Genomic DNA, 22,607 nt, shown 5'->3' on the forward strand with positions numbered 1-22,607 from the left:
CTGTCACCGAAGGTGACTGATGAGGGCAGACTTTCCGCTATTGCCCGTTCATGAGCGGCCACGGGAACTCCCCCCCTCATCCGGCCTTGCTTCGCGCGGCCACCTTCCCCCAATGGGGGAAGGCTTTATTGCGCTTTCTCCGCGTCGGCGCGGTCCAGTTCCTTTTTGACTTCCTCGAGGATCGCGTGCTTGGCGTTGTCCGGGTTGCCGCTGATCTCGCAGCCGGCGGCGCGGGGATGCCCGCCGCCGCCAAGACGCCGCGCAATGTTGCAGGCGTTGGTGTCGTGCCCGGTGCGCACACTGATCTTGAAGCTGCCGTCCTTCTGCTGGCGCAGGGTCAGACCGACCTCGACGCCCTCGATGGAGCGCGGCAGGCTCGTCAGATCCTCCAGCTCGGCCCCGGCCACACCTGCGGCCTGGATCTGGTCCCAGGTCAGGCAGATGAGCGCACAGCGGTCATCGTAGTAAAACTCCAGGCTTTCTAAAGCCATGCGTTCCGCGATGACCCGCGCGTGGGAGCGGCTCTCGAACAGACGCTCGTTCAGCCTTTCCACGTCGGCTCCGGCCTCGATCAGAGCCGCTGCCGCCTTGTGGGTCTCCGCCGTCGTGTTGCTGAACCGGAAGCAGCCGGTGTCCGTTGCCACACCCGTATACAGGCAGGAGGCAATTTCCGGCGTGATCTTCGCGCCCATCTCGGGGATGAGCGTCGTCAGCAGCTCGGCAGATGCGGCAGCCCCGGCGTCCACCAGCGTCTCATAGGCATAACCGCTGTTCGAGCCGTGGTGGTCGATGCACAGATTGACATGCTCGGCGTATTCCTGAATGTTGTTGCGTTCGCCAAAAAGCTGAATGCCCGCAACATCCACCGCCACCACAAACGCGGGGCGGAAGCTGCCGTCAAACACCGTGATGGGCATGTAGTCATACATGGCAGGGATCGGATCACTGCACAGCACGGCGGCATTTTTGCCCAGCTGCTGAAGCGCCAGGCAGAGCGCCGTGCCTGAGCCGATGGTGTCACCGTCGGGGTTTTTATGGCACAAAATCAGGATGTCATCTGCAGCAAGCAGACGCGAAACAACCGTCTCGCGGTCTACGTTCTGAGTCATAGGTTCCTCTTTTCTAACTGGGCTGCTTTACTCTGCGTCAGAGTCAGGCTCAATGTCCAGCTCACCCAGCAGCTTGTTGATGTGCGCGGCATAGGCTGCGCCTTCATCTTTGACGAATACAAAGCGCGGTGCCTTGCGGATGTGCATCCGGCGGCTGACCTCGGTGCGGACATGGCCGGACGCCTTATTCAGCGCCTTGACCACCGGCTCCGGGCCGCCCTCACGGCCCATGACGCTGATGTAGACCTTGGCCTGATCGAGGTCGGGGGTCACATCCAGACGGGTCACGGTCAGCAGACCGCCCGTCACACGGGGGTCCTTCATCTCGCCGATGATGGCGATCAGCTCACGCTTCATATCCTGGGCCATACGGCCATGGTTTTTGGTTGGCATTTACTTTACCTCTGCAATCAATCGCGGTACTCCTCCATCTTGAAGCACTCAAAGACGTCGCCTTCCTTGATGTCCTGGAACTTGGCCAGGGTGATGCCGCACTCAAAGCCCGCGGCAACCTCCTTGGCGTCATCCTTGAAGCGCTTCAGGCTGGCGATGGAATCCTCGCAGATGACGATGCCGTCACGGACCAGACGCAGCTGTGCGTCGCGGGTGATCTTGCCGTCGGTAACGCGGCAGCCTGCGACGGTGCCGACGCTGGAGATCTTGTAGACCTGGCGGACCTGGGCCTCGCCCAGGGCGACCTCGCGGACCTTCGGGGCCAGCATGCCCTTCATAGCGTCGGAGACATCGTTGATGGCGTCGTAGATGACGCGGTACATACGCATCTCAACGCCGGTCTGCTCAGCCTCGGCCTTGGCGACGGCGTCGGGACGGACGTTGAAGCCGATGATGATGGCGTTGGACGCATCGGCCAGAGAGACGTCGGACTTGGAGATGGCACCGACACCCGCATGGATGACGCGGACGCGGACCTCGTCGTTGGAGATCTTCTCGAGGCTCTGCTTGACGGCCTCGGCGGAGCCCTGGACGTCCGCTTTGACGATGATGGGCAGCTCCTTCATATCGTTGGCAGCCATCTGGTCAAACAGGTTATCCAGCGTGACCTTGGTGTAGGCGGCAAACTGCTTCTCCTTGGCCTCGGCGGTGCGCTTGTCAGCCAGCTCACGGGCGAGGCGCTCGTCCTCGACAGCCTCGAACAGCTCGCCGGCCTCGGGGACCTCGGTCAAGCCGGTGATCTCAACAGGCGTGGACGGGCCGGCCTCGGTGATCTCCTGGCCCTTGTCGTTGCGCATCGTGCGGACACGGCCCACAGCGGTACCGGCGATCAGGCAGTCGCCCTTGTGCAGGGTGCCGTTCTGGACCAGTAGAGTTGCGATGGGACCCTGGCCCTTGTCCAGACGGGCCTCGACGACAGCGCCCTTGCCGCGGCGGCTCGGGTTGGCCTTCAGCTCCATGACCTCGGCCTCGAGAACGATACGCTCGAGCAGGTCGCTGATGCCCATGCCGGTGACGGCGGACACAGGGATGCAGGCGACGTCGCCGCCCCAGTCCTCGGGCACGATCTCGTACTTTGTCAGCTGCTCCTTGACGCGCTCCGGGTTGGCGGTGGGCTTATCCATCTTGTTGATGGCGACGATCAGCTTGACGTTGGCGGCCTTGGCGTGGTTGATGGACTCGATGGTCTGGGGCATGATGCCGTCATCGGCAGCGACGACCAGGACCGCAATGTCGGTCATGTTCGCGCCGCGGGCACGCATCGAGGTGAACGCCTCGTGGCCCGGGGTGTCCAGGAAGGTGATGACGCTGTCATTGCTCTTGACCTGGTACGCGCCGATGGCCTGGGTGATGCCGCCGGCCTCACCCTTGGTGACATTGGTCTTGCGGATAGCGTCCAGAATGGAGGTCTTGCCGTGGTCGACGTGGCCCATGACGACAACGACGGGCGGACGCTCGACCAGATCGGCAGCGTTGTCCTCCTCCTGCACGAACAGGCGCTCCTCGATGGAGACGTGGACCTCATGCTCGACCTTGGCATGGAACTCCTCGGCGATCAGGGCCGCGGTGTCGAAATCGACAACGTCGGAGATGGCGTGCATCTCGCCCATCTGCATGAACTTGGCAACGACCTTGGCGGCGCTCTGCTTCAGACGGGTGGCCAGCTCGCCGACGGTGATCTCGTCGGGGATGGAGATCTTCAGCTGCGCGTTGCGGGCCTTTTCCAGCTGGATGCGCTGCAGGCGCTCGGCCTCGGTCTCGCGGCGGCGGCCAAACTGCTGGCCGCGGCGGTTGTTGCGGTTGTTGAACTTTTCTTTCTTGCCGGTGGGCTGGTTCTTGCGCTTGCTGGGCATGTTGCGGCTGTCGGCCAGGTCGTCATAGCGGGCGTTGAACTTGTCAACGTTCACGTCGACGGTGCGGGTGTCAACGGACACCTGCGCGCGGTTGACCTGGACCTGCTCGGTCTTGACAGGCTCTTTAATGCCGGTATCGGCGGCCAGCTCCTGCAGGGTGACGCGCTTCTCGCTGCGCTTTTCCGCCTGCTTCTCGGGCTTGCGGCTGTCTTTCTTCTGCTCGGGCTTCGGCTCCTTCTTGGCGGCGGGCTTGGGCTGCTCCGCAGGCTTGGGCTCGGCAGCGGGCTTCTGGGCTGCGGCGGGCTGCTTCTTCGGCTCGGGCTTCTTTTCTGCCTTCGGGGCCGGGGCAGGCTCCTTGCCGCTGGCAAGGTAGGCGTCGAGGCTGTCCTCGGCGTTCTCGCGGGTCAGGGTCTCCAGCAGGACGTTGAGCTCTTTTTCCTCAAACGTGCCGGCGGTCTTATAGGCTTCGCCGGTCACGCCGGAAACGGTCTCAACGACCTTTTTGGCGGGCATGCCGAACTCCTTGGCAACATCAGCAATCTTGTATTTAAAATCCATATAGTGTGGTCCTCCTCATCAAAGGTATTTTGCGCACAGCTGTGCAAGGTGTTCGTCGGTCACGCCGAACACGGCGGCGGGCTTGGGGGTAAGCATGGCCAGGTCAGCGCTGGTCAGGGGCATCTGCTCGCAGGCGACGATGCCGTCGCAGGCGTCCTTCATATGGCTGACCGTGCGCTCACTGGCGTCCGAGGTAAGCAGCACCAGGGCCACTTTGCCGCGCAGTGCGTTTTCCTGTACGCGGTCATACCCGTGCAGCAGCTTGCCGGCCTTGCGGCACAGCCCCAGTGCACCCAGCAGCGGGTGCTGATCGTTATTCATGGCTCGCCGCCTCCTTTGCACTTTGCTCCGCACAGGCGATCTCCTCGGTCAGGCGGTCATAGATACCGTCCGGGATGGGGACCTCAAATGTGCGTTCGAGCCGCTTGGCCTTGCGCGCCTTGGCAAGGCAGGCAGCCGAGGGGCACAGATACGCGCCGCGTCCCGGTGCCTTGCCGCGCAGATCAATACTGATCTCGCCCTCGGGGCTGCGCACGACGCGCACCAGTTCGCGCTTGGGGCGCTGGGCATTACAGCCCACGCACCGGCGCACGGGGATCTTTTTTTGCTTTAGCTGCTGCAACTGGCAGACCTCATTTCTAGAGAATAGATAAGAGATAAAAGATAAAAAATATAGTAGACCGAGGCGCTGCACGCCGCTCGAAATTGCTCTGCCGCCGTAGGGGCGCATTCTATATGCGCCCGTGCTGCCTTACGGGAGCGGGCCGGGCGGATATAGAATCCGCCCCTACGGTTTTGGCCCTGCCAAAACTCCACATTTTATATTATCTTTTATCTATTATCTTTTATCTTTATTATTTATTCCTCGTCCTCGCCGTAGTAGCCGGACTCGGGGCGGATGTCAATATTATAGCCGGTCAGATGGGCGCACAGGCGCACATTCTGGCCCTTGTTGCCGATAGCCAGGCTCAGCTGGTGGTCGGGCACGGTCACGCGGCAGCTCTTGGTCTCGCCGGGCAGCAGTTCGACCTTGACGACCTTGGCCGGGGACAGGGCCGCGGAGATAAACTCGGTGATGTCCTCGCTCCAGCGGATGACATCGATCTTCTCGCCGTTCAGCTCCTGGACGATCTTCTCGACGCGGACGCCGCGGGCACCGATGCAGGCACCGACGGGATCGACATCGGGGTTCTTGCTCCAGACAGCCAGCTTGGTGCGGGCACCGGCCTCACGGGCGATGGCCTTGACCTCAACGGTGCCGTCGTAGATTTCGGGGACCTCCAGCTCAAACATACGCTTGACCAGGCCGGGATGGGTGCGGCTGATGGTGACGCGGGGGCCGCGGTCCGTTGCCAGTACATCCACGACATAGACCTGCACGGTCTGGCCCTCGGTGAAGGTCTCGCCGGGGACCTGCTCGTTGCGGGGCAGCACAGCGCTGCCGCCCTTGCCCAGATCCAGCACAACGTTGCCGCGCTCGGGGTCTATGGAGACGACGGTGGCGGCGATCAGCTCATGTGCGCGGGACTGCATCTCGCTGCACTGCAGGTTGCGCTCACCCTCGCGCAGGCCCTGACGGATGACGTGCTTTGCGGTCTGGGCAGCAATGCGGCCAAACTCCTTGGTCTTGAGGGGCGTGACCATGCGCTGGCCGACCTTGTAGCTCTTGCGGACCTTCTGGGCATCCTCCAGGCTGACCTGGGTGTGGGGGTTCTCGACCTCCTCCACGATGTCACGCAGCAGGCTGGCACGGAACGCGCCGAGCTCGGGGTCAATGTCCACAACGACGTTGTCGTCCTCGACCTCGTAGTCCTTCTTGACCGCAATGACGATGGCCGCCTTGATCTTGTCGATCAGGTAGTCCTCGGGCAGGCCGCGCTCCTTTTCCAGTGCAGAAAGGGCCTCAAAAAATTCGTTGTTCGCAGTAGCCATGTTTCTGGTTTCCTCCCAATTATATTTCAAGTACACGCAATACAGTAGTTACAATCGCTCTCTTGCCTTCCCTTTAAAGGGTTTGCCTCCGTAGGGGCCGGACATGTCCGGCCCTGCACAGAAGGGCAAAATCGAGTTTGCGGGAAAGCCGCGGGCCGGGCATGCCCGGCCCCTACAAGACAGCCCCGCAGGTCAAATCAGCCGAACAGATCCTCGTCGTCGCAGAGCTTGACGTAGCCGGCGCTCTTGACGGGGAAGGCGTAGGTCTCCTCCCCGTCGGTCAGGGTCACATTGCCGTCGGCATCCAGCCCCTGCAGGATACCCGCATAGTCGCGGCGGCCCTGCTCGTCGGGGCGGATCAGATGCGCCGCGCACTTCTGGCCCTTGAGCTGCTCGTAGTGTTCGGGGCGGGTCAGGCGGCGGCCCAGGCCCGGGCTGCCGACCTCGAGGTAGTAGCTCTGTTCAATGGGGTCTGCCTCGTCCAGCAGCGGATCAATGGCGCGGGAGACAGCCTCGCAGGTGTCAGTGTCCAGCGGCTCATCGCGGTCGATCAGCACGCGCAGGAACCAATCCGGGCCCTCCTTTTCAAAGCGGACATCCCACAGGCGCAGGTCCATCCCCTCAACAACGGGGCGGACGAGCGCTTCGACGACCTTGACCGCGCTGCCCTGCTGCGGTTTACCGGGTTTTGCCATAAAAATGCTCCAATCATAAAAAGAAAGCGGACCTTGCGGCCCACTTTCAGTAAAATCATCATCGAACACTAAGAATATACCATACTCTGCCGCAAAAAGCAAGCCCCTGCAGCGGGATTTTGCCTTTTATCGGGCTTTTTAAGCGTGCATTTTTTGCGGAGTTTTCTTGAAATGCCGCGCAGCGGGCTTTTCAATGAGATAGTAGGCCGCTATGCTCACCGCCAGCGCCGCCAGCCAGTACAAGGCCTCCGCCCGCCGCATCCACGCGGTGTCGCCCAGCTGGTTCGGCGGGGTCGTACCGGTCCAGGCGGGCAGGTGCAGGTCATACTTTAAAAATACGGTCAGCTGCTGGTGCCACAGATAAAAGCTGTAGGTCAGCGCCGACAGCCACGCCAGCGCGCGCCGCACCGGGCGGGGCGGGGTCAGGCCCAGCCCGAAGCAGACGAGCATCGCTGCTGCGGCCAGCGCCAACGGCATGCGGTTGACCAGCTGGTACCGCTGGAACTCCGCCGCATACGCCTGTGTGCGCAGCTGTGCATTGAGCCAGACCAGCGCCAACGCGCCGAGCACCGTACAGCCCGCGCGGGGTAAAAGCCGCTGCGTCCAGCCGCCGCGGGCCAGCTGTGCAAACACCAGTGCCGCGGCCAGCCCCACGGCCAGCACGCCGCAGAACGCAGGGAACTGATTGAACAGTGAGGAATAGGCGTCGCTGCCGTACTGCGGCAGCGCCCACAGCGTATAGCCCAGCTGCACGGCGCAGAGCGCACCCAGCGTGGGCAGCGGGCGTCTGACACAGAGCGGGGCCAGCAGCGGGAATACAAGGTAAAACAGCGCAAACACCGTCAGCGTCCAGGTCACGCCGTTGAGCCGGGTGGCAAGATAGCTCTGCGGAAACAGCTGCTGGGTCAGCGTCAGGTGCGCGGCCAGGTCGATGCCCAGCGTGCGGCTCCACCCGGCGCGGTGCAGGGCCAACACAAGGCTGAACATCAGGCTGGCGTAGTAGGCGGGCAGCAGCCGCACGGCGCGGCGGCGGTAGAACGCCGCCGGGCGGGTCAGCGGCAGGGGCCGCCCCTGCGCCGCCGCATTGGCCCACGGCAGAAACAGGCAGAACGCCGACAGCAGCACAAGCCAGTCTACGCCGACGCTGCCCGCCCGCAGCCAGTGGGCCGGGGCCGCGCCGCTGTACCAGCTCTGCTGCCAGATGTGGAACGCACCGACAGCCCAGGCCGCCAGCACCCGCAAAAGATCCGCAGCCGCCGGGCGGTCTGCGTCAATGGGCGCGGGCGTGCGGCTCAGAACGCCCATTCGCCGTTTTCAAAGATCGTGACTTCTTCCCCGCGCTTCGTGATGCCGGTGACGTGGGTATCCGCCGCGCCGATCATGACATCCTCATGGATGGCGGAGTTGTTCAGGCCCTTCTTCATCAGGTCGTCGCGGGTCATGGCAGAGCCGCCCCTGATGTTCGTCGGGTAGCCCGCGCCGAACGCAATGTGGCAGGCGGCATTCTCATCAAACAGGGTGTTGTAGAACAGCACGCCGCTGCGGTTGATGGGGCTGGAGGCGGGCACGAGGGCGATCTCGCCGATGCGGTTTGAATTCTCGTCGGTGGAGAGCAGCTCGGCCAGCAGGTCGGCATTCTTCTCGGCACCGTGCTCCACGACAACACCGTCCTTGAAGGTGACATGCCAGCCCTCGATCAGCTGGCCGTTGTAGGCGTAGGGCTTCGTGCCGTAGACGATGCCGTTTGTGCGCTCGCGGTGGGGCGCACAGAAAACCTCCTCGGTGGGAACGTTGGCGATGAACTCAATGCCGTCCTCGGTCTTGCTGGACGCGCCCTCCCAGGTGGCGTCGTCGGCCAGACCGACGGTCAGGTCTGTGCCGTTCGAGCTGGTCATGTGGATGCGGTCCAGCTCCAGCGCGTTCATGCGGTCGCGGCGGGCCTTGGTCACGGCGACATGCTTCTGCCACGCGCCGACGGGGTCACCGGTGGAGACGCGGCAGACGTCAAAGATCAGCGCCCAGAGCTTTTCAACAGCCTCGTCGAGCGGCAGCTCCGGGAACACCTTGGCGGCCCAGCCCGGAGCGGGCACAGCCGCCACGCACCACTGGACGCGGTCATTCATCGTGTACTCCTGCCAGGGCTTCATAAAGGTACGGCGCGCGAGGTTGACGCGGTTCAGCTTACCCGCATCGAGGCCCGCCAGTGCCTCGGGATCCTCGGCATGGATGGCCAGCGTGCAGCAGCCGTCCGGGTCCTCGGCGTAGTCGAGGTAGCTGCGCAGCTCATAGGGCTTCATGGCAGTCAGGTCCTTTTCGTCGGCCAGCTCCATGTTCAGGCGGGTGAGCTTATCGTCCTCCCAGCGGACGACGACGGTCTTGGCCCCGGCCTCATAGCCCGCGCGGACGCAGGCATGGGCGAAGTCGGGCATCGTGACCGGGCAGCGGACGATAAAATTCTGGCGCGGACGCACATTGACGCCCACCTTGACGATAAAATCAGCGTAGAGCTGGAGGTAATGTTGGTTCATTGCGAGTGGCTCCTTTTATAATATATTTGGTTGTATTGTACCATAAAGTGGGCGGTAATGGCAAGGCGACGGCAGCTACGGGTGGTGCGTAGGGCGGGGTGCCCTCACCCCGCCGGGATGCCGCACGGTAGGGGCCGCACATGTGCGGCCCTCTGCCTTTCCGCAGGAAGCCGCCTGCCTTACACTACCGGGCCGGGCATGCCCGGCCCCTACCGCTCTGTCACTACCAAAAAACAGGCCGCCCGCCCGGGCAGCCTGTCGCAAAGCTTATTTTTCGACCATCATATCCGCGGCCTTGTACAGATCGCCGCAGCTCATGCAGACGACAAGGTCTCCCTTTTTGGCGTTCTGCCTGACCCAGGCGGCGGCACCCTCGAGGCCGTCCACCACGACACTGCCGGGCAGCTTAGCGGCCAGATCCTCGCTCCTGACGCTGCCATCGTCCTTCTCGCGGCCGCCCATGATGGGCAGCAGTACGACCTGATCGGCAGCACGCAGCACCTTGGCGAAGTCGTCCATCAGCATCTTGGTGCGGCTGTAGGTGAACGGCTGATGCACGGCAATGACGCGGTCATAGCCCATCTCCTTGGCCGTCGCCAGCGTGGCGGCCAGCTCGGTGGGATGGTGGGCGTAGTCATCGACGATGACCGCGCCGTTGCACTCGCCCTTGATCTCAAAGCGGCGGCCCGTGCCGTGGAACTGCTCGGCTGCGCGAACGGCGTCCTCGGGCTTGAGGCCCAGCGGGCGCACGCAGCAGCACATGGCCAGCGCATTGTAAATGTTGTGGTAGCCGGGCACGCCCAGCTTGATGTGGGCGAAGTGCTCACCGAGTTCGAGGACATCGAACTCAAAGAAGCCGGGCTTGTACTCGCCGATGTTGACGGCGCGGAAACGGGCCTCCTCCTCGATGCCGAAGCTCAGGACCGGACGGTCAATGGAGTTCACGACGTCCATCGTGTTCTTGTCGTCCATGTTAAAGACAACGGTGCGGGACAGCAGCGCAAACTTCTGGAACGCCAGCTTGAGCTTGCCCATCGTGCCGTAATATTCCAGATGGTCGTTGTCAATGTTCAGGATGACGCCCACCGCGCAGGTCAGATGCAGGAAGGTCTCGTGGTACTCACAGGCTTCGATGACAACGCTCTGGCCGCTGCCGGCCTTGCCGTAGCCGCCGATCAGGGGCAGCTTGCCGCCGATGACCGCCGCCGGGTCCCTGCCCGCCAGCTCCAGCATTGTGGTGATCATGCCGGTGGTCGTCGTCTTGCCGTGGGTGCCCGCCACGCCGATGCTCTGGGCATGGGTACGGCTGATGTAGCCCAGCATGACGCTGCGCTCAACGGCTTTGATGCCGCGGGCGCGGGCAGCCTGCAGCTCGGGGTTATCGTCATGGATGGCGGCGCTGTAGACCACAAGGTCCGCGTTGCCGACGTTGGCGGCGTCATGCCCGATGCAGACGCGCACGCCGAGGGCACGCTCGGCCTCGGTGTTTTTGGTTTCCTCGACGTCAGAGCCGGTGATGGCATAGCCGCGGCTGTGCAGGATCTGGATCAGCGGATAGGTGCCGGAGCCGCCGCAGCCGATGAAATGGATCGTGCGGACGCCTTCGAGCAGCTTGGGGTCATACATACTAAAAACCATAACAGTGGTCACCTCAAAATTTATCCGCTGCCGTAGGGGATGGCACGCGGTATACTTAACTATATTACGGAGTAATTATACTATTTTTCTGCAACAAAATAAACACTTTTTTTGAAATTGCAGCCTGACCGACCAATTTTTGGGTAAAAGGCACAAATTCAGGGAGCCAAAACACAGCAATACGTCGAGGGTGCCGCTTGCGCCGCGGCTTTGACGGCACAAAAAACTTTTTACGGTACGATAAACGCCGCCCTTGCTCTGTGATTTTTCTGGCTTTTTCCGGCACCGCCTGTTATAATGAAGAAAACCGCAGGAGGGATGCAGAATGGCAAAGCTGATTTGGGGCATTGACCCGCTGGCCGTGTCACGGCTGGGACGCACGGCGAAAAAGCCGCCGTTCACGAAAAAGGAGCTGGCGCGCATCGGCATTCCGGCGCACAAGATCCCCCGCGTGCAGGAGGAGCTGGCGCGATTGACGGCAGATAAGACCCTGACCCGGGAGGAATTGGGGAGACTGGCGGAGGAAATCAGCTGGCTTTTGCTGTGAGCTTGCCTTCCCCCTCGGGGGAAGGTGGCCGAGGCCCCGCCCGAGGCCGGATGAGGGCAAAGTCGCCGCCATTGCTCCATAAACTGGCAGCCTCGGCAAGGTTTGCCCTCATCAGTCAGCGGGCGGGGCCGCTGACAGCTTCCCCCTCGGGGGAAGCCTTTTTTCGCAAACTGCCCTTGTTCCCTCCCGCAACCTATGCTATAATAAGCGTATCGTGCCAAATTCATCCGGCGCGGTGGGAAAAACGCTTTGTGTGGCAGCCAGCCATGCGGAAGGAGTAACGTAATGAAGAACAGTGAAAAGACCCTTGACATGATCGTGAACCTGTGCAAAAACCGCGGGTTCATCTATCCGGGCAGCGAAATCTACGGCGGCCTGGCCAACAGCTGGGACTACGGCCCTCTGGGTGTCGAGTTCAAGAACAACGTCAAAAAGGCATGGATGAAGAAATTCGTACAGGAAAGCCCCTACAACGTTGGGCTGGACGCTGCCATCCTGATGAACCCCCAGACCTGGGTGACCACCGGCCACGTGTCCAGCTTCTCGGACCCGCTGCTGGACTGCCGCGCCTGCAAGAGCCGCCACCGCGCGGACAAGCTCATCTCCGAGTGTGAGCAGGGCAAGGGCGTGGACGTCGATGCCATGACCTTTGACGAGATGGACGAGTTCATCGCCACCCACCCCGAGGTCGTCTGCCCCGTCTGCGGCAAGCATGACTTCACCCCCATCCGCAAGTTCAACCTGATGTTCAAGACCGCCATCGGCGTGACTGAGGATTCCTCCTCCACCTGCTACCTGCGCCCCGAGACCGCGCAGGGCATCTTCGTCAACTTTGCGAACATCCAGCGCACGACCCGCCGCAAGCTGCCCTTCGGCGTCTGCCAGGTCGGCAAGGCATTCCGCAACGAGATCACCCCGGGCAACTTCACCTTCCGTACCCGCGAGTTCGAGCAGATGGAGTGCGAGTTCTTCTGCAAGCCCAACACCGACCTGGAGTGGTTCGCCTACTGGAAGGACTACTGCAAGAACTGGCTGCTGAGCCTTGGCATCAAGGAAGAAAATCTGCGCCTGCGCGACCACGAGCCCGCCGAGCTGGCCTTCTACAGCCGCGCCACCACCGACATCGAGTACGCCTTCCCGTTCACCGACTGGGGCGAGCTGTGGGGCATTGCAGACCGCACCAACTACGACCTGAGCCGTCATCAGGAGGCCTCCGGCAAGAGCCTCGAATACTTCGACCCCGAGACGAACGAGCACTACATCCCCTACGTCATCGAGCCGTCTCTGGGCTGTGACCGTGTGGCGCTGGCCTTCCTGTGCGAGGCCTACGACGAGCAGCACCTCGTGGACGCCAAGGGCAAGGAGGATGTGCGCACCGTGCTGCATCTGCACCCCTATCTGGCACCGTTCAAGTGCGCCGTGCTGCCCCTGTCCAAGAAGCTGGGCGACAAGGCGATGGAGATCCGCAACGAGCTGGCCAAGGACTTCATGGTCGACTACGACGACGCCGGTTCCATCGGCAAGCGCTACCGCCGTCAGGACGAGATCGGCACCCCGCTGTGCATCACCGTGGACTTCCAGACTGTCGGCGACGACAAGGTCGAGGCCGACGGCTGCGTGACCGTCCGTGACCGCGACACGATGGAGCAGGTCCGTATGCCCATCAGCGAGCTGCGCGACTACGTGGCCAAGAAGGTTGCGTTCTGATTTAGCAGCGTTATAAAGTAAAAAACCTGTCTGCACTGATTGTGCAGGCAGGATTTTTTTGTTTGTGGAAAACGGTAAACAGCCGGATGTGAGAACCGAACCGGTTTACCCTACCTTCTCCACCGTCACACTGTTGACGGTGACATTTGCGTCGTCCAGCGTGTGGACGGCGGTGCGCCAGTAGTGGAGCATCTCGGCGGCCGTAAACTCAAAGGTCATTTCGTTCGGGTCGATGCCGGTGAAGTCGATGTCCAGCTTGTAGGTTTCCTGATTGATGAGGCCGTACCGAGCGTAAATATAGCTGTGGTCAAAGCCGCTGCCGGTCAGCGTGACGCGGTAGCGCCCGGGGAAAAGCGTCCATTCCTCGGTCATCATCTCGCCGCCGGTTTCCAGCCCTACACTGCCGTCGGCAAAATGGGCGTTGATGAGGTCGGACTTTGTCAAATCCATCGTGTGGGCGGGCACTTCGGGCGCAGGCTCCTCCTCGATGCCGTCGATGGGCTCGACGCTGCCGATCAGGATGTCGTCCAGCCTGTAATAGTGCAGGTCGCAGCTGTTCCGCGCCAGCTCGTCCTCGTCGATGAAGGCATAGAGCGTGTCAGCGGAAAGCTCGTTCAGCTCACCCGGCAGTGTGACCGCGGCCAGGTTGCCGTCCATGTGCGCCATGTAGAAGCTGTTCGATGTCCAGCCGTGGTCGGCGGCAAAATCCACCAGGTCCCAGAACTCGTTGTGCTCAAAGTCGAACGTTGCAAAGGCCAGATGACTGTATTTGCCGCTCGCGGCGACCTGCTCCCACACGGGGTCGGTCAGCAGGGTCTTATTCTCGTAGCGGAAGCCGTAGTAGTGGTAGTCCGTCCAGCGGTTGAACAACTCCGACCGCTGGCCCCAGCCCTGCGCCACGGCGCAGACTGCCAGCATCAGGGCGGGCGCGACACCGTTATCCCAAAAGCGCAGCACCAACCCGCAGCCAACGGCAGCCAGCAGCATGCCAGCCAGCCACGCAAGGCGTGCGCAGGACGAGAACATGGCCCAGAAGTCCATCAAAGGCTGCGGAATGGGCACGGTGAACAGCGTTTTTCCGTTCACCGTGATGGCGTTTCCGCCCGCGGCAATCAAATCCAGCACCAGCACTACAGCGCCGGCAATGAGCCAGTCGCGGTGGGCGGCAAAGAATTTTTCCGCCTTGCGGGCGTTGCAGACTATGCCGAACACCGCCAGCACCACGGCCAGCGATGTTCCGATGCCTGCATAAACATTTTGCTCCCAGCTTTGCGCCAGCCACGGCACAAACAGGCCGAAGTAATCCGCGCCGCTGAGGTAGCCGTTGGAGTAGCCTGCAAAGTTGACAGTGAACGCCCCCAACAGCACCAACTCCGCCAGCGCCGCAGCACAGAACGCTGCAATCGGTGCCAGCACAGCCGCCGGGCCTCGCTTTTGCAGGGCGCGGCGCACCGCGTATCCCACAAGCACAAGACCGACCATCGGCAGATAATAGAGGTGGATGCCTGCGCACAGCAGCCCCATGCCGCCCCAGATAAGGCAGGCGCGTCGGGGCGTGGGCATAAGCTCGTCACTGCGCAGCCAAAGGTAGAGTGCCAGCAGCACAAGCCAGTTGGCGGCCAGCGCCGTGTGGGCAAACATGCGGATCGTAAGCGCCGGGAACAGCACGAGCACGCCCGCGCCCAGCACGCTGCCCCACAGCTTGGCGGTCTGGCCGGGGCTCATGATGATGGCGACGGCAACCTTACTCTTGTCGTCCCGGCCAAATGTGGGCTGCACGCCCGCAATGCGGGCAATGACCGCCTGTGCCAGGCCGCCCTGCAGGGCATAGCAGAGCAGACCCCACCAGCCGAAATACTGGAACCGCGTGGGCAGAATCCCGCCCAGCAGCTTAAAGAACAGCGCCGCCAGCGGCAGAGAGTCCGTGAACAGCACACTGGTGCGGAACGGGTAGACCGCGTTGTAATTCGCGCCGATGTAGGGCAGATGCACCGGGCTGCGGCGGAAAAGCTCCCACCCCAGATAGTGCTGGATCGGGTCGGGGCTGAGGCTGTTCAGGATCCAGTCAACGCTCGTCGGGTCAAGCACCCGCACGCCGTAAACAGCCAGAAAGACCAGCACCCCCAGCAGTGCGCCAGTCAGCGGCCAGCGGTATTTTTTCAATGCTTTCATCTGACTTTCAGCGGACAAAGGTCGTGGACAGCGTGGTGGACCAGCTCTCACCCTTCTTCAAGATCGCGGCGCAGGGGCGCTGCTCCCAGTCGATGGGGCCGTTTTCCTCGCCGGGCAGGCTGTGCCACGGCTCAATGCAGATAAAGTGCAGCGGCTTCTTGGGCGCGGACCAGATCAGGGTGTACGGGAAGTCGGAGACATCGCAGATGACGCTGCGGCCCGTGTCCTTCTCAATGACCGAAACATGCGCACTGCGCAGATTGACCATGGCGTGGCTGTCGTTGTCAAACAGGTCGTCGGTCAGTTGGATAGCCTCGACGTTGCGGGCCAGATAGTAGCTCTGGCCGTTGAGCAGACCGTTGGGCTGAGCACTGACGCAGAGCGGCGACTCGACGCCGTCAAACCGGATCTCGTAGTCCTCGGTGACGTGGCGGTCATCGAAGGGCAGCGCAAAAGCCGGATGGTAGCCGATGCCGAAGCAGAGCTTGTCCTCGACGGGATTTTCGACGGTCAGCGTGTGGTGGACGGTCTCCCCCTCCAGCGTGAAGGTGGAGCGCAGCACGAAGGCATACGGCCACTTGGGCAGCGTCTCGGCGTTCGCGTGCAGCTCAAACTCCAGCAGATTGTCGGCGTGATGGGTCATCGTGTGCTCGACATCGCGGGCAAAGCCGTGCTGACCGCCTGCGTACTCCACACCCTTGGCCAGCATTTTGCCGCCGGTCAGCTTGCCTGTGTACGGAAAAAGAATCGGCGCATGACGCTTCCAGACCGCAGGGTCGGCCTGCCAGAGCAGCTCGGCCCCGGTGGGCTTATGGATGACACTGACCGGCTCGGCACCGTGGGAGTCGACAGTCAGGCGCAGAATGTCGTTTTCAATACTGTATTGCATGGGGAGTCCTCCTTTTTAAATATACAAATTGTATAGTATACAGACTGGAGATGTTAAAAAGCCTTTCCCCGTGGGGGAAGGTGCTGAACGAAGTGAAGCGGATGAGGGGCAAGTGTGCCGCGGCGACTCGTGAACGGGTGGTGTTGGGAAGCCTGGCCCTCATCAGTCAGCGGGCGGGGCCGCTGACAGCTTCCCCCCTAGGGGGAAGCCTTTTTGTATCAAAGCGGCAGCAGCTGCAGCAGCATACCCGTCGCAGCGCCGACGGCCCAGAGCAAGCCGGTCATGAAAAGGTTCTGCTTCCAGCTGGGGTTGACGCGCCAGAGCACAGCCAGGCCGACGCCCGCACCGGCAGTCAGGCCGGCGAACAGACTGCCGAAGCTGATGGCTCCCTGCACGTAGAGCTGGGCCAGCAGCACGCTGACCGCGCAGTTGGGCACTAGGCCGACCAGCGCCGTCAGCATCGGCTGGAAGATGCCCATGCCGGACAGCGCCGCCGTGATGGGCTCCTCGCCGAAGCCCTCAAACAGCAGACTGATGATAAAGCTGAACAGCAGGATGAACACGAAGATTTCCAGCGTGTGGCGCAGTGCCGCCATAAAAATGCTGCTCGATTCCTCATGTTCCTCGTGGCAGTCGACGTCGTCGGCATGGCCCTCGTAGCCGCCGTAGAGGGAGTGCGGCAGAACGTGGCGCAGCGGGATGTCCAGCAGCCAGCCGCCCACGATGGCAAACGCCACCTTGCAGGCCAGCAGCAGCACAAGCGTGATCCACTGGGACGGCTCCGCCGCCAACAGCGGGATGGCCTCGTCGCTGGTCGCGATGAACACCGCCAGCAGCGTACCGGGCGTGATGACCCGGCTTGCGTACAGGTTGGAGGCCACCGCACTGAAGCCGCACTGCGGCACACAGCCCAGCAGCGCACCGGGGATGAACCCCCACCGCCCGCCGCCTGCGAGGGCCCCCTCGATGCTCTCACCGTGATGGCGTTCGAGCCACTCGATCAGCAGGTAGGCCAGATACAAAAACGGCAGCATTTTCACGCCGTCGATCAATGCGTCCAGAAGTGCGTCTAAAAACAATTCCATGAATACCTCTCTATAATGGGTCACTGAAAGCTGCGCAGCAGGCGGACCGCCGGGCGCACAGCCTTATCCGGAATGCGGGCGCGGAACCGCGCCACCGTGCGGGACGAGAACGGCACCGCGTCGGTGAAGCTCTCGAACCCCAAAAAATATTGCAGGTAGGGGCTTTCCTGCACCAGCGCCACGACCTCGCGGTCCGACGCCGCATAGTGCAGCTGGATGATCCGGCAGCCCAGCGCCACACGGGCGGGCAGCGCCACCTTGCCGCCGGGGGCAAACAGCGCACTGTAGGCTTTTTCAAAGCCATCCCAGTCGATGGCGGCAGCCAGCCGCACCCAGCGGTTGGCGTTGCACAGCTCGCCGTGGTAGGGCGGCAGATAGTCGTAGATCGACATCTGTTTTTCGCGTGCACGGTACATTGGGGGTCCCCTTTCCTAACATCATTCTGTGCTGCCTTAACGCTGCATCAGCGGGAAGAACAGCGTAATGACCAGCCAAGCGGCCTGATACAGCACAATGCCGATCAGGGGCAGCGTGACAATGCCGCCGGTCAGCGTCATCAGCACACCCACCGCGGTGCTGGCCAGCACCGAGAGGGTCAGCGCGTAGGCGGCGTACTTCTCGCCCTGGGCGGCCCCTGCGGCAGCGACCAGACCGCCGACCAGACTGCGGAAGCTGCCCAGATGCAGCATACTGCCCTCACTCTCGGGCAGCCAGGCCACCGCCGGGGCAACAGCCTCGTGCTCGGCGCCGGACAGCACCTTGACCGAGCCGGTGGGCAGGCCGTAGGCAGTCTCCAGCAGCCGGACATCACAGTTGAAGTCGTCGCAGTCCACAACAAGGTACATTCCCGTGCGGTGCATGAGCTCCAGATCCGCGGCGATCTTGGGGTCGCTCTGGTACGCAATACGGAACATGGCGTACAGCTTGCCCGCCACCGCCATATACACGATGCGGCGCTGGTTCAGCGTGTAGTGCTGCTCATACTCCTGGCTGGGCACCTTGATGCCGTAGTCCATCATCATGGCGCGGTTGCCCAGGATCACGCGCTCCTTGCGGATCCAGCCCATATAGCCCTTGCCGGGCACAGCCTGACGATCCGTGACCTTTTCCAGCAGGCTCTTGCTGGCGACCATGCCGGTAAAGAGCTTGTTCAGCGTCGAGTCCGTATCGGCCAGCATCGAGGCCGCATAGATAATGGCGGTGTCAATGTGCTCCATCTTGACGGGATGGATGTCCCGCAGCGTGACGCACCCCTCCGGGAAGAGCTGGCGCGACGTGGCCTGCACAACATTGATGCGGCCCAGCTGACGGATGTCCCGCCAGCCGGGGATGACCGCGCCGACCTTGTAGGCGCGCTGCTGCATCATGCGGGCCGGCACCGCCGACATCAGCGTACCGGCCAGCGGCGCGGCCAGGCAGAACAGGCTGGTCATGGCCGTGGCCGCCGTGGCTGCGCTTTTGGACGTGATAAGCGTGAACAGGAAGGCCGCCAGACCGCAGCCGCCCAGCAGCCAGACAAACTGCTGCTGGTTCTTATCGCTGGTGCCGTGGGCGGCACTGTTGGTCAGAAAGCTGCGGAAGATCTGGGTCGGGCGGGTGACGAGCACACAGGGATGCGGCTCGGACAGCCCCTGCGAGATCGCGCGCAGGGCTCCGGCGTCCTTCAGGCGGTAGGCAACGGCGTAGCCGTCCTGCCCGCTGACGCTCTCAAAGGCATCGCAGACCGTGGCCGCGTTCAGGGCGTGGCCCGCCGCGTTCATGCAGAGCATCAGCGCTGCCGGACCGGCCAGCATCAGCGTGCCGTCGGTGTAACCGCCGGTGGCCAGAACGGCCAGGCACTGCACCGCAGCACCCAGCGCCGGTAAAATTGAAAGACTGTCCGGCGAGGGGGTCTTGCCCAGTCCCCTGAAGCCGTCCAGAAAAGTCCGCCAGTTGACGGCGCAGCTGACCAGCAGCAGCACGAGCAGCGCCGCCGGGTAGACCATGGGGTCGTTCAGGGCAGCGGGGCGCACCGGCAGCAGTGCCAGCACGATCATGACAAGAGACATCGCACCCGAGACGATGCAGGCAATGCCTGCCCGGGCACGCTTTTTCGCCAGTAGAGCGCGGATCGCCGGGGCGTCCTCGGCACGCTCATACTCGCGGCTGTGGGGCACGGGGATCTCCGCTGTGTCAAACGGGGAGGCGGCGTTGTCCTCAGTCTCGTCGTCGGCGCGGCCCGTCAGGCGGGCAGCGGCCTTTTTGACCTCTGCCGCCGTCGGGATGCGGGCGCGGGTGCGGGTGGCTGCGGGATCATCCGCCAGCGAGTCCGTCAGCCGCGCCGCAGCGCTGTCATAATCGCGCGTATCCCCTGCCGGCTGCTGCGTGTTGATGGCCGCGGCGATGCCGTTGACAAAGGAGGCCGTATCCGGCGCGGCGGAGGCCTGTTGGTTCAGGTTCTGGGTGTAGCCGCTGTGGGCGGGCTGCGCCGGGGCCGGGGCCGGGTCCAGCCTTTGGGTAAAGCCTGTGTGAGCAGGCGCGGGGGCCGGACTGCCGGGCGCAGGTGCAGCGGGCATATCGATGCGCTGCGTAAAGCCGCTGTGCGCCGGGGCGGACGGGGCCGTCCCGGAGGCACTGTTTTGGGTATAGCCGGAATGCTCCGGGGCCGTCGGCGTCAGGTGGATGTTCCCGGTCAGCGTGTCGACCAGCGTGTCCACGTCGTCCCACTGGCGGGGCGCAGGCCACTGGCCGGTGCCGTCGTGCTTCGCCCAGGAGGACTCATCAACGGCAGCCGACTCGTCATAGGCATCCGCCGCGGTGGGCGTCTGCACGGGCGCTGCGGGCTGCACCGGCGCGGGAGCCGGGCGGCGCTGCGGGCGCACGGCGTTGTAGGCGGCCATAAAGTCCTGCGTGCTGTCCACGGGGACGGCGTCCAGCCCGCCGATCTGCATCGTGTAACCGGTGGAAGTCTGGCTGCGGGGCGTCTCGATGGGCTCACCCACAGGCTCCCCGCTGCGCTGCGGCACAGGCTGCGGCGGCGGGGCCTTCTGGATCTTCTGGCCGGGGGTGAACTCCACGGTGTTCTTCTTTTTGCGGTAGATCGTGCCGGTCATGCCGGAGGGCGACGGCGCGGACGGGTGGTTTTTGGCATAGCCCACCGTGCCCTGGATGATCTCCACGGTATGGCCGCTCTCCTCCGCGGCGCGGCGGGCCGGGCGGGTGTACTTGCTGCGCCAGACCTCCTGCGTGGAGATTTCCTCCTGTACAGGCGGCACGGGCGGCTCCGGCTGCACAGGCACAGCTGCCGCAGAGGGCGTCTGCACAGGCTGCTGCGGAGGCACGGCAGCTCCCGGGCGGTACGGGGAAGGCTCCTCGGCGCGCTCCTCGGGGATCATCAGCTCCTCGGTCTCCTCATCACGGTCAAACAGGCTGCCGAAGAAGCCGTGCTTTTTCGCAGAGCGGGCGGGCTGGGCCGGGGTCGGCTCAAGCTCGGCATCGGGGTAGTACTCCTCCTCGGGTTCCGCCTGCCCGACGGCTCTGCCGCCGCCCATCGTGACGTTGATAGGCTCAAAGGCACCCGTATCCTCGGCGTGCTTTAAGCCGAACAGGCTGCGTTTCTTCTTGCCGGGCTCGTGCAGGCGTCCGTTTTCATCGGGCACGACGGCCACCGAAGTGCCGAAGAATCGCTTGAACTCGTTCTTGCCCTGGTCCAGCGACTCGGCATCGCCGCCGGGGGCCATCTTACCGAGAAAGCCCTTGATGATGCCGGTGCCGGTGGTGTCCCCGCTGAAGGTCTGCGTGCCGGTCTTGTCCACCGTCGGCAGCGGCTGCTCCGGCGGGCGGGTCGTCCGTGCGTCGGGCTGCACCGGCTGCGGGTCAGGCTGCTGCACCGGGGTATACGGGCGCGGCTGTGCCGGGGCGGGCGCAGGCTGCGACGCCGGCTTTTGCAGCAGGTCGTCCAGCGCGTCTCCCTCCGGGAAGGCGAGTTTGTCCTCGGGCAGCGGCTCGTCAGGCAGCGATAAAATGCCGACACTGCGCAGGATCTCATCGACCTGATGGTCGGTGACGCTGTCCCGCAGACCGGCCTGCGCCTGCTGCATATTCAGTTCTTCCAGGATCCGGTCAACCGAATCATTGGTACGTTTGCTTGGCATGTTGATTCCTCTTTAGTAAAAGGACGGCTTTCCTGCCCCGCTCTCCGGGGGCCAGGTGGAATTTAGGCAATACCGCATAATTCTAAGTGCCGATACGGCGAGCGAGGCGCGGCAGCTGCTAAGCCAAAAGCGCAGATAATACTTTGTGTATCATCGAGCATTTTGGCAACGCAGATGCCGTGCCGCAGCCGCCGGAGCGGTGCTTAAGCCGTAAGGCGGGAATTATGCGGTGTTGCCTTTACTTCTTTGCAAGACGGCGGCGCATGACATCATAGCACAGGATGCCCGCCGCAACGCTGACGTTGTAGCTGTCAACGCCGGTAGCCTGGCCGGGGGCCATCTCCAGCGTGACGGCAGCGTCACACAGCTTGCGGGTCAGCGCACCGGGGCCGCCGCCCTCACTGCCCAGGACCAGCGCCACCGGGCCGGAGAGGTCCGTTTTTGCCAGCGGGGCACCGCCGAGGTCCGCGCAGTAGACGAAGATATTGTGCTCCTTGATCGTGCGGATAGCCTGGGCCAGGTTGGACACGCGGGCAATGGGCAGACGGGCAGCAGCACCGGCGCTGGCCTTCATGACCGTGCCGGTCACGCCGACGCCGCCGCGCTTGGGGATGACCACGCCGTGCGCACCGCACAGGTAGGCGGAGCGCACGATGGCCCCCAGATTGTGCGGGTCCTCGACGCCGTCGCACAGCACCAGAAAGGGCTGCTCGCCCCTGGCCTCGGCGGCGCGGAACAGATCGTCCAGCGCGGCGTACTCGACCTCGGCGGCGCGGGCAGCCACCCCCTGGTGGTCCGGCGTGCCGCACATTTTCTGCAGCTTATTGCCCGGCACCCGCTTGACCACCGCGCCGCTCTCCTTGGCCAGGGCTGTGTAGTAGCCCGCCACGGCCTGGGGCATCGTGTCCGTCAGGTAGACCGTATCCACCGCGCCGCCGCTCTTGAGCAGCTCTGTCACGGCATTCTTGCCCCACACAAGGGTATCGGTGCGCTCGGCGCGCTCAGGCGCCTGCTCGCGGGCGAATCTTTCCATAGCATCCTCCATCTGGCTTGTAAAATCGGCCATAAGCCGACAGTAACCGACTATGCTTTATAATCAGATAACAGTATAACACAAGACAGGGGCATTTGTCATCTTTTTTTACAGCTTTTGGGCGCATGCGGCGGCAATTTTACAAGTTTGCCGGACAAAATGCGCCAAAAGTGCAAATGCCTTTTCCACCTTGTCGAAACAGCGCTGTTTATACAAAGCGTAGAGGACGCACCGCTTTTCCACCTGTTGAAAACTCTGTGGAAAGTGTGCAAAAC

The 22,607-nt window shown here is 63.0% G+C and carries 18 protein-coding genes; 2 read left to right on the forward strand and 16 right to left on the reverse strand.

What is annotated here, in order from left to right; genetic code table 11:
* Window positions 1-125: 125 nt before the first annotated feature.
* The 10 genes from B5D32_RS06545 to murC all read right to left on the reverse strand — a co-directional run bounded on the left by B5D32_RS06545 (window position 126) and on the right by murC (window position 10,766).
* Window positions 126-1,109, reverse strand: a complete 984-nt coding sequence (locus B5D32_RS06545) for a DHH family phosphoesterase (protein WP_078784280.1) — start codon at window positions 1,107-1,109, stop codon at window positions 126-128.
* Between the two features lie 27 nt (window positions 1,110-1,136).
* The gene (gene rbfA / locus B5D32_RS06550) at window positions 1,137-1,502 is read right to left on the reverse strand and encodes a 30S ribosome-binding factor RbfA (RefSeq protein WP_143402690.1); all 366 of its coding nucleotides are present in this window, start codon (window positions 1,500-1,502) and stop codon (window positions 1,137-1,139) included.
* Between the two features lie 17 nt (window positions 1,503-1,519).
* Complete coding sequence (gene infB / locus B5D32_RS06555; protein ID WP_078784281.1) at window positions 1,520-3,973, reverse strand: translation initiation factor IF-2; 2,454 nt, start codon at window positions 3,971-3,973, stop codon at window positions 1,520-1,522.
* 18 nt (window positions 3,974-3,991) lie between these two features.
* Window positions 3,992-4,294, reverse strand: a complete 303-nt coding sequence (locus B5D32_RS06560; protein WP_078784282.1) for a L7Ae/L30e/S12e/Gadd45 family ribosomal protein — start codon at window positions 4,292-4,294, stop codon at window positions 3,992-3,994.
* Window positions 4,287-4,595: an RNase P modulator RnpM gene (gene rnpM / locus B5D32_RS06565; protein WP_078784283.1), complete on the reverse strand. Its 309-nt coding sequence runs from the start codon at window positions 4,593-4,595 to the stop codon at window positions 4,287-4,289. The genes B5D32_RS06560 and rnpM overlap by 8 nt, the downstream gene beginning before the upstream one ends.
* Before the next feature lie 236 nt (window positions 4,596-4,831).
* On the reverse strand, window positions 4,832-5,905 hold the full coding sequence (gene nusA, locus B5D32_RS06570; protein WP_078784284.1) for a transcription termination factor NusA: 1,074 nt from the start codon (window positions 5,903-5,905) through the stop codon (window positions 4,832-4,834).
* 197 nt (window positions 5,906-6,102) lie between these two features.
* The gene (locus tag B5D32_RS06575) at window positions 6,103-6,600 is read right to left on the reverse strand and encodes a ribosome maturation factor RimP (RefSeq protein ID WP_078784285.1); all 498 of its coding nucleotides are present in this window, start codon (window positions 6,598-6,600) and stop codon (window positions 6,103-6,105) included.
* A 138-nt stretch (window positions 6,601-6,738) separates the two neighbouring features.
* Window positions 6,739-7,905, reverse strand: coding sequence for an acyltransferase family protein (locus B5D32_RS06580; protein ID WP_078784286.1), 1,167 nt, complete (start codon window positions 7,903-7,905; stop codon window positions 6,739-6,741).
* Window positions 7,893-9,128, reverse strand: coding sequence for an aminopeptidase (locus B5D32_RS06585; RefSeq protein ID WP_078784287.1), 1,236 nt, complete (start codon window positions 9,126-9,128; stop codon window positions 7,893-7,895). The genes B5D32_RS06580 and B5D32_RS06585 overlap by 13 nt, the downstream gene beginning before the upstream one ends.
* A gap of 267 nt (window positions 9,129-9,395) precedes the next feature.
* Window positions 9,396-10,766, reverse strand: coding sequence for a UDP-N-acetylmuramate--L-alanine ligase (murC, locus tag B5D32_RS06590; protein ID WP_078784288.1), 1,371 nt, complete (start codon window positions 10,764-10,766; stop codon window positions 9,396-9,398).
* Between the two features lie 325 nt (window positions 10,767-11,091).
* On the opposite strand from murC, the gene B5D32_RS06595 reads away from it, so the two are divergent.
* Window positions 11,092-11,313 (forward strand): hypothetical protein, encoded by a 222-nt coding sequence (locus tag B5D32_RS06595; RefSeq protein WP_078784289.1) that lies wholly within the window; start codon window positions 11,092-11,094, stop codon window positions 11,311-11,313.
* Between the two features lie 285 nt (window positions 11,314-11,598).
* Window positions 11,599-13,020 carry a glycine--tRNA ligase gene (locus B5D32_RS06600; RefSeq protein ID WP_078784290.1) on the forward strand — a complete coding sequence of 474 codons (1,422 nt, stop codon included), beginning with the start codon at window positions 11,599-11,601 and terminating at the stop codon, window positions 13,018-13,020.
* Between the two features lie 105 nt (window positions 13,021-13,125).
* Here B5D32_RS06600 and B5D32_RS06605 read toward each other — a convergent pair whose 3' ends face one another.
* The 6 genes from B5D32_RS06605 to rlmB form a co-directional block, all read right to left on the reverse strand.
* On the reverse strand, window positions 13,126-15,192 hold the full coding sequence (locus B5D32_RS06605) for a DUF6311 domain-containing protein (protein WP_143402691.1): 2,067 nt from the start codon (window positions 15,190-15,192) through the stop codon (window positions 13,126-13,128).
* A gap of 7 nt (window positions 15,193-15,199) precedes the next feature.
* Window positions 15,200-16,081: an aldose 1-epimerase family protein gene (locus tag B5D32_RS06610; protein WP_078784292.1), complete on the reverse strand. Its 882-nt coding sequence runs from the start codon at window positions 16,079-16,081 to the stop codon at window positions 15,200-15,202.
* 218 nt (window positions 16,082-16,299) lie between these two features.
* Window positions 16,300-17,166, reverse strand: coding sequence for a putative manganese transporter (locus tag B5D32_RS06615; protein ID WP_078784293.1), 867 nt, complete (start codon window positions 17,164-17,166; stop codon window positions 16,300-16,302).
* A gap of 20 nt (window positions 17,167-17,186) precedes the next feature.
* Window positions 17,187-17,582, reverse strand: a complete 396-nt coding sequence (locus B5D32_RS06620; protein WP_078784294.1) for a transposase — start codon at window positions 17,580-17,582, stop codon at window positions 17,187-17,189.
* A 36-nt stretch (window positions 17,583-17,618) separates the two neighbouring features.
* A complete protein-coding gene (locus tag B5D32_RS06625) occupies window positions 17,619-21,299 on the reverse strand; it encodes a hypothetical protein (protein ID WP_078784295.1) in 3,681 nt (1,226 codons plus the stop codon).
* 238 nt (window positions 21,300-21,537) lie between these two features.
* On the reverse strand, window positions 21,538-22,332 hold the full coding sequence (gene rlmB / locus B5D32_RS06630; RefSeq protein ID WP_078784296.1) for a 23S rRNA (guanosine(2251)-2'-O)-methyltransferase RlmB: 795 nt from the start codon (window positions 22,330-22,332) through the stop codon (window positions 21,538-21,540).
* Between the last annotated feature and the right edge of the window lie 275 nt (window positions 22,333-22,607).

Source organism: Gemmiger formicilis, assembly GCF_900167555.1.
In the GTDB taxonomy this organism is placed as follows: Bacteria; Bacillota; Clostridia; order Oscillospirales; family Ruminococcaceae; genus Gemmiger; species Gemmiger formicilis.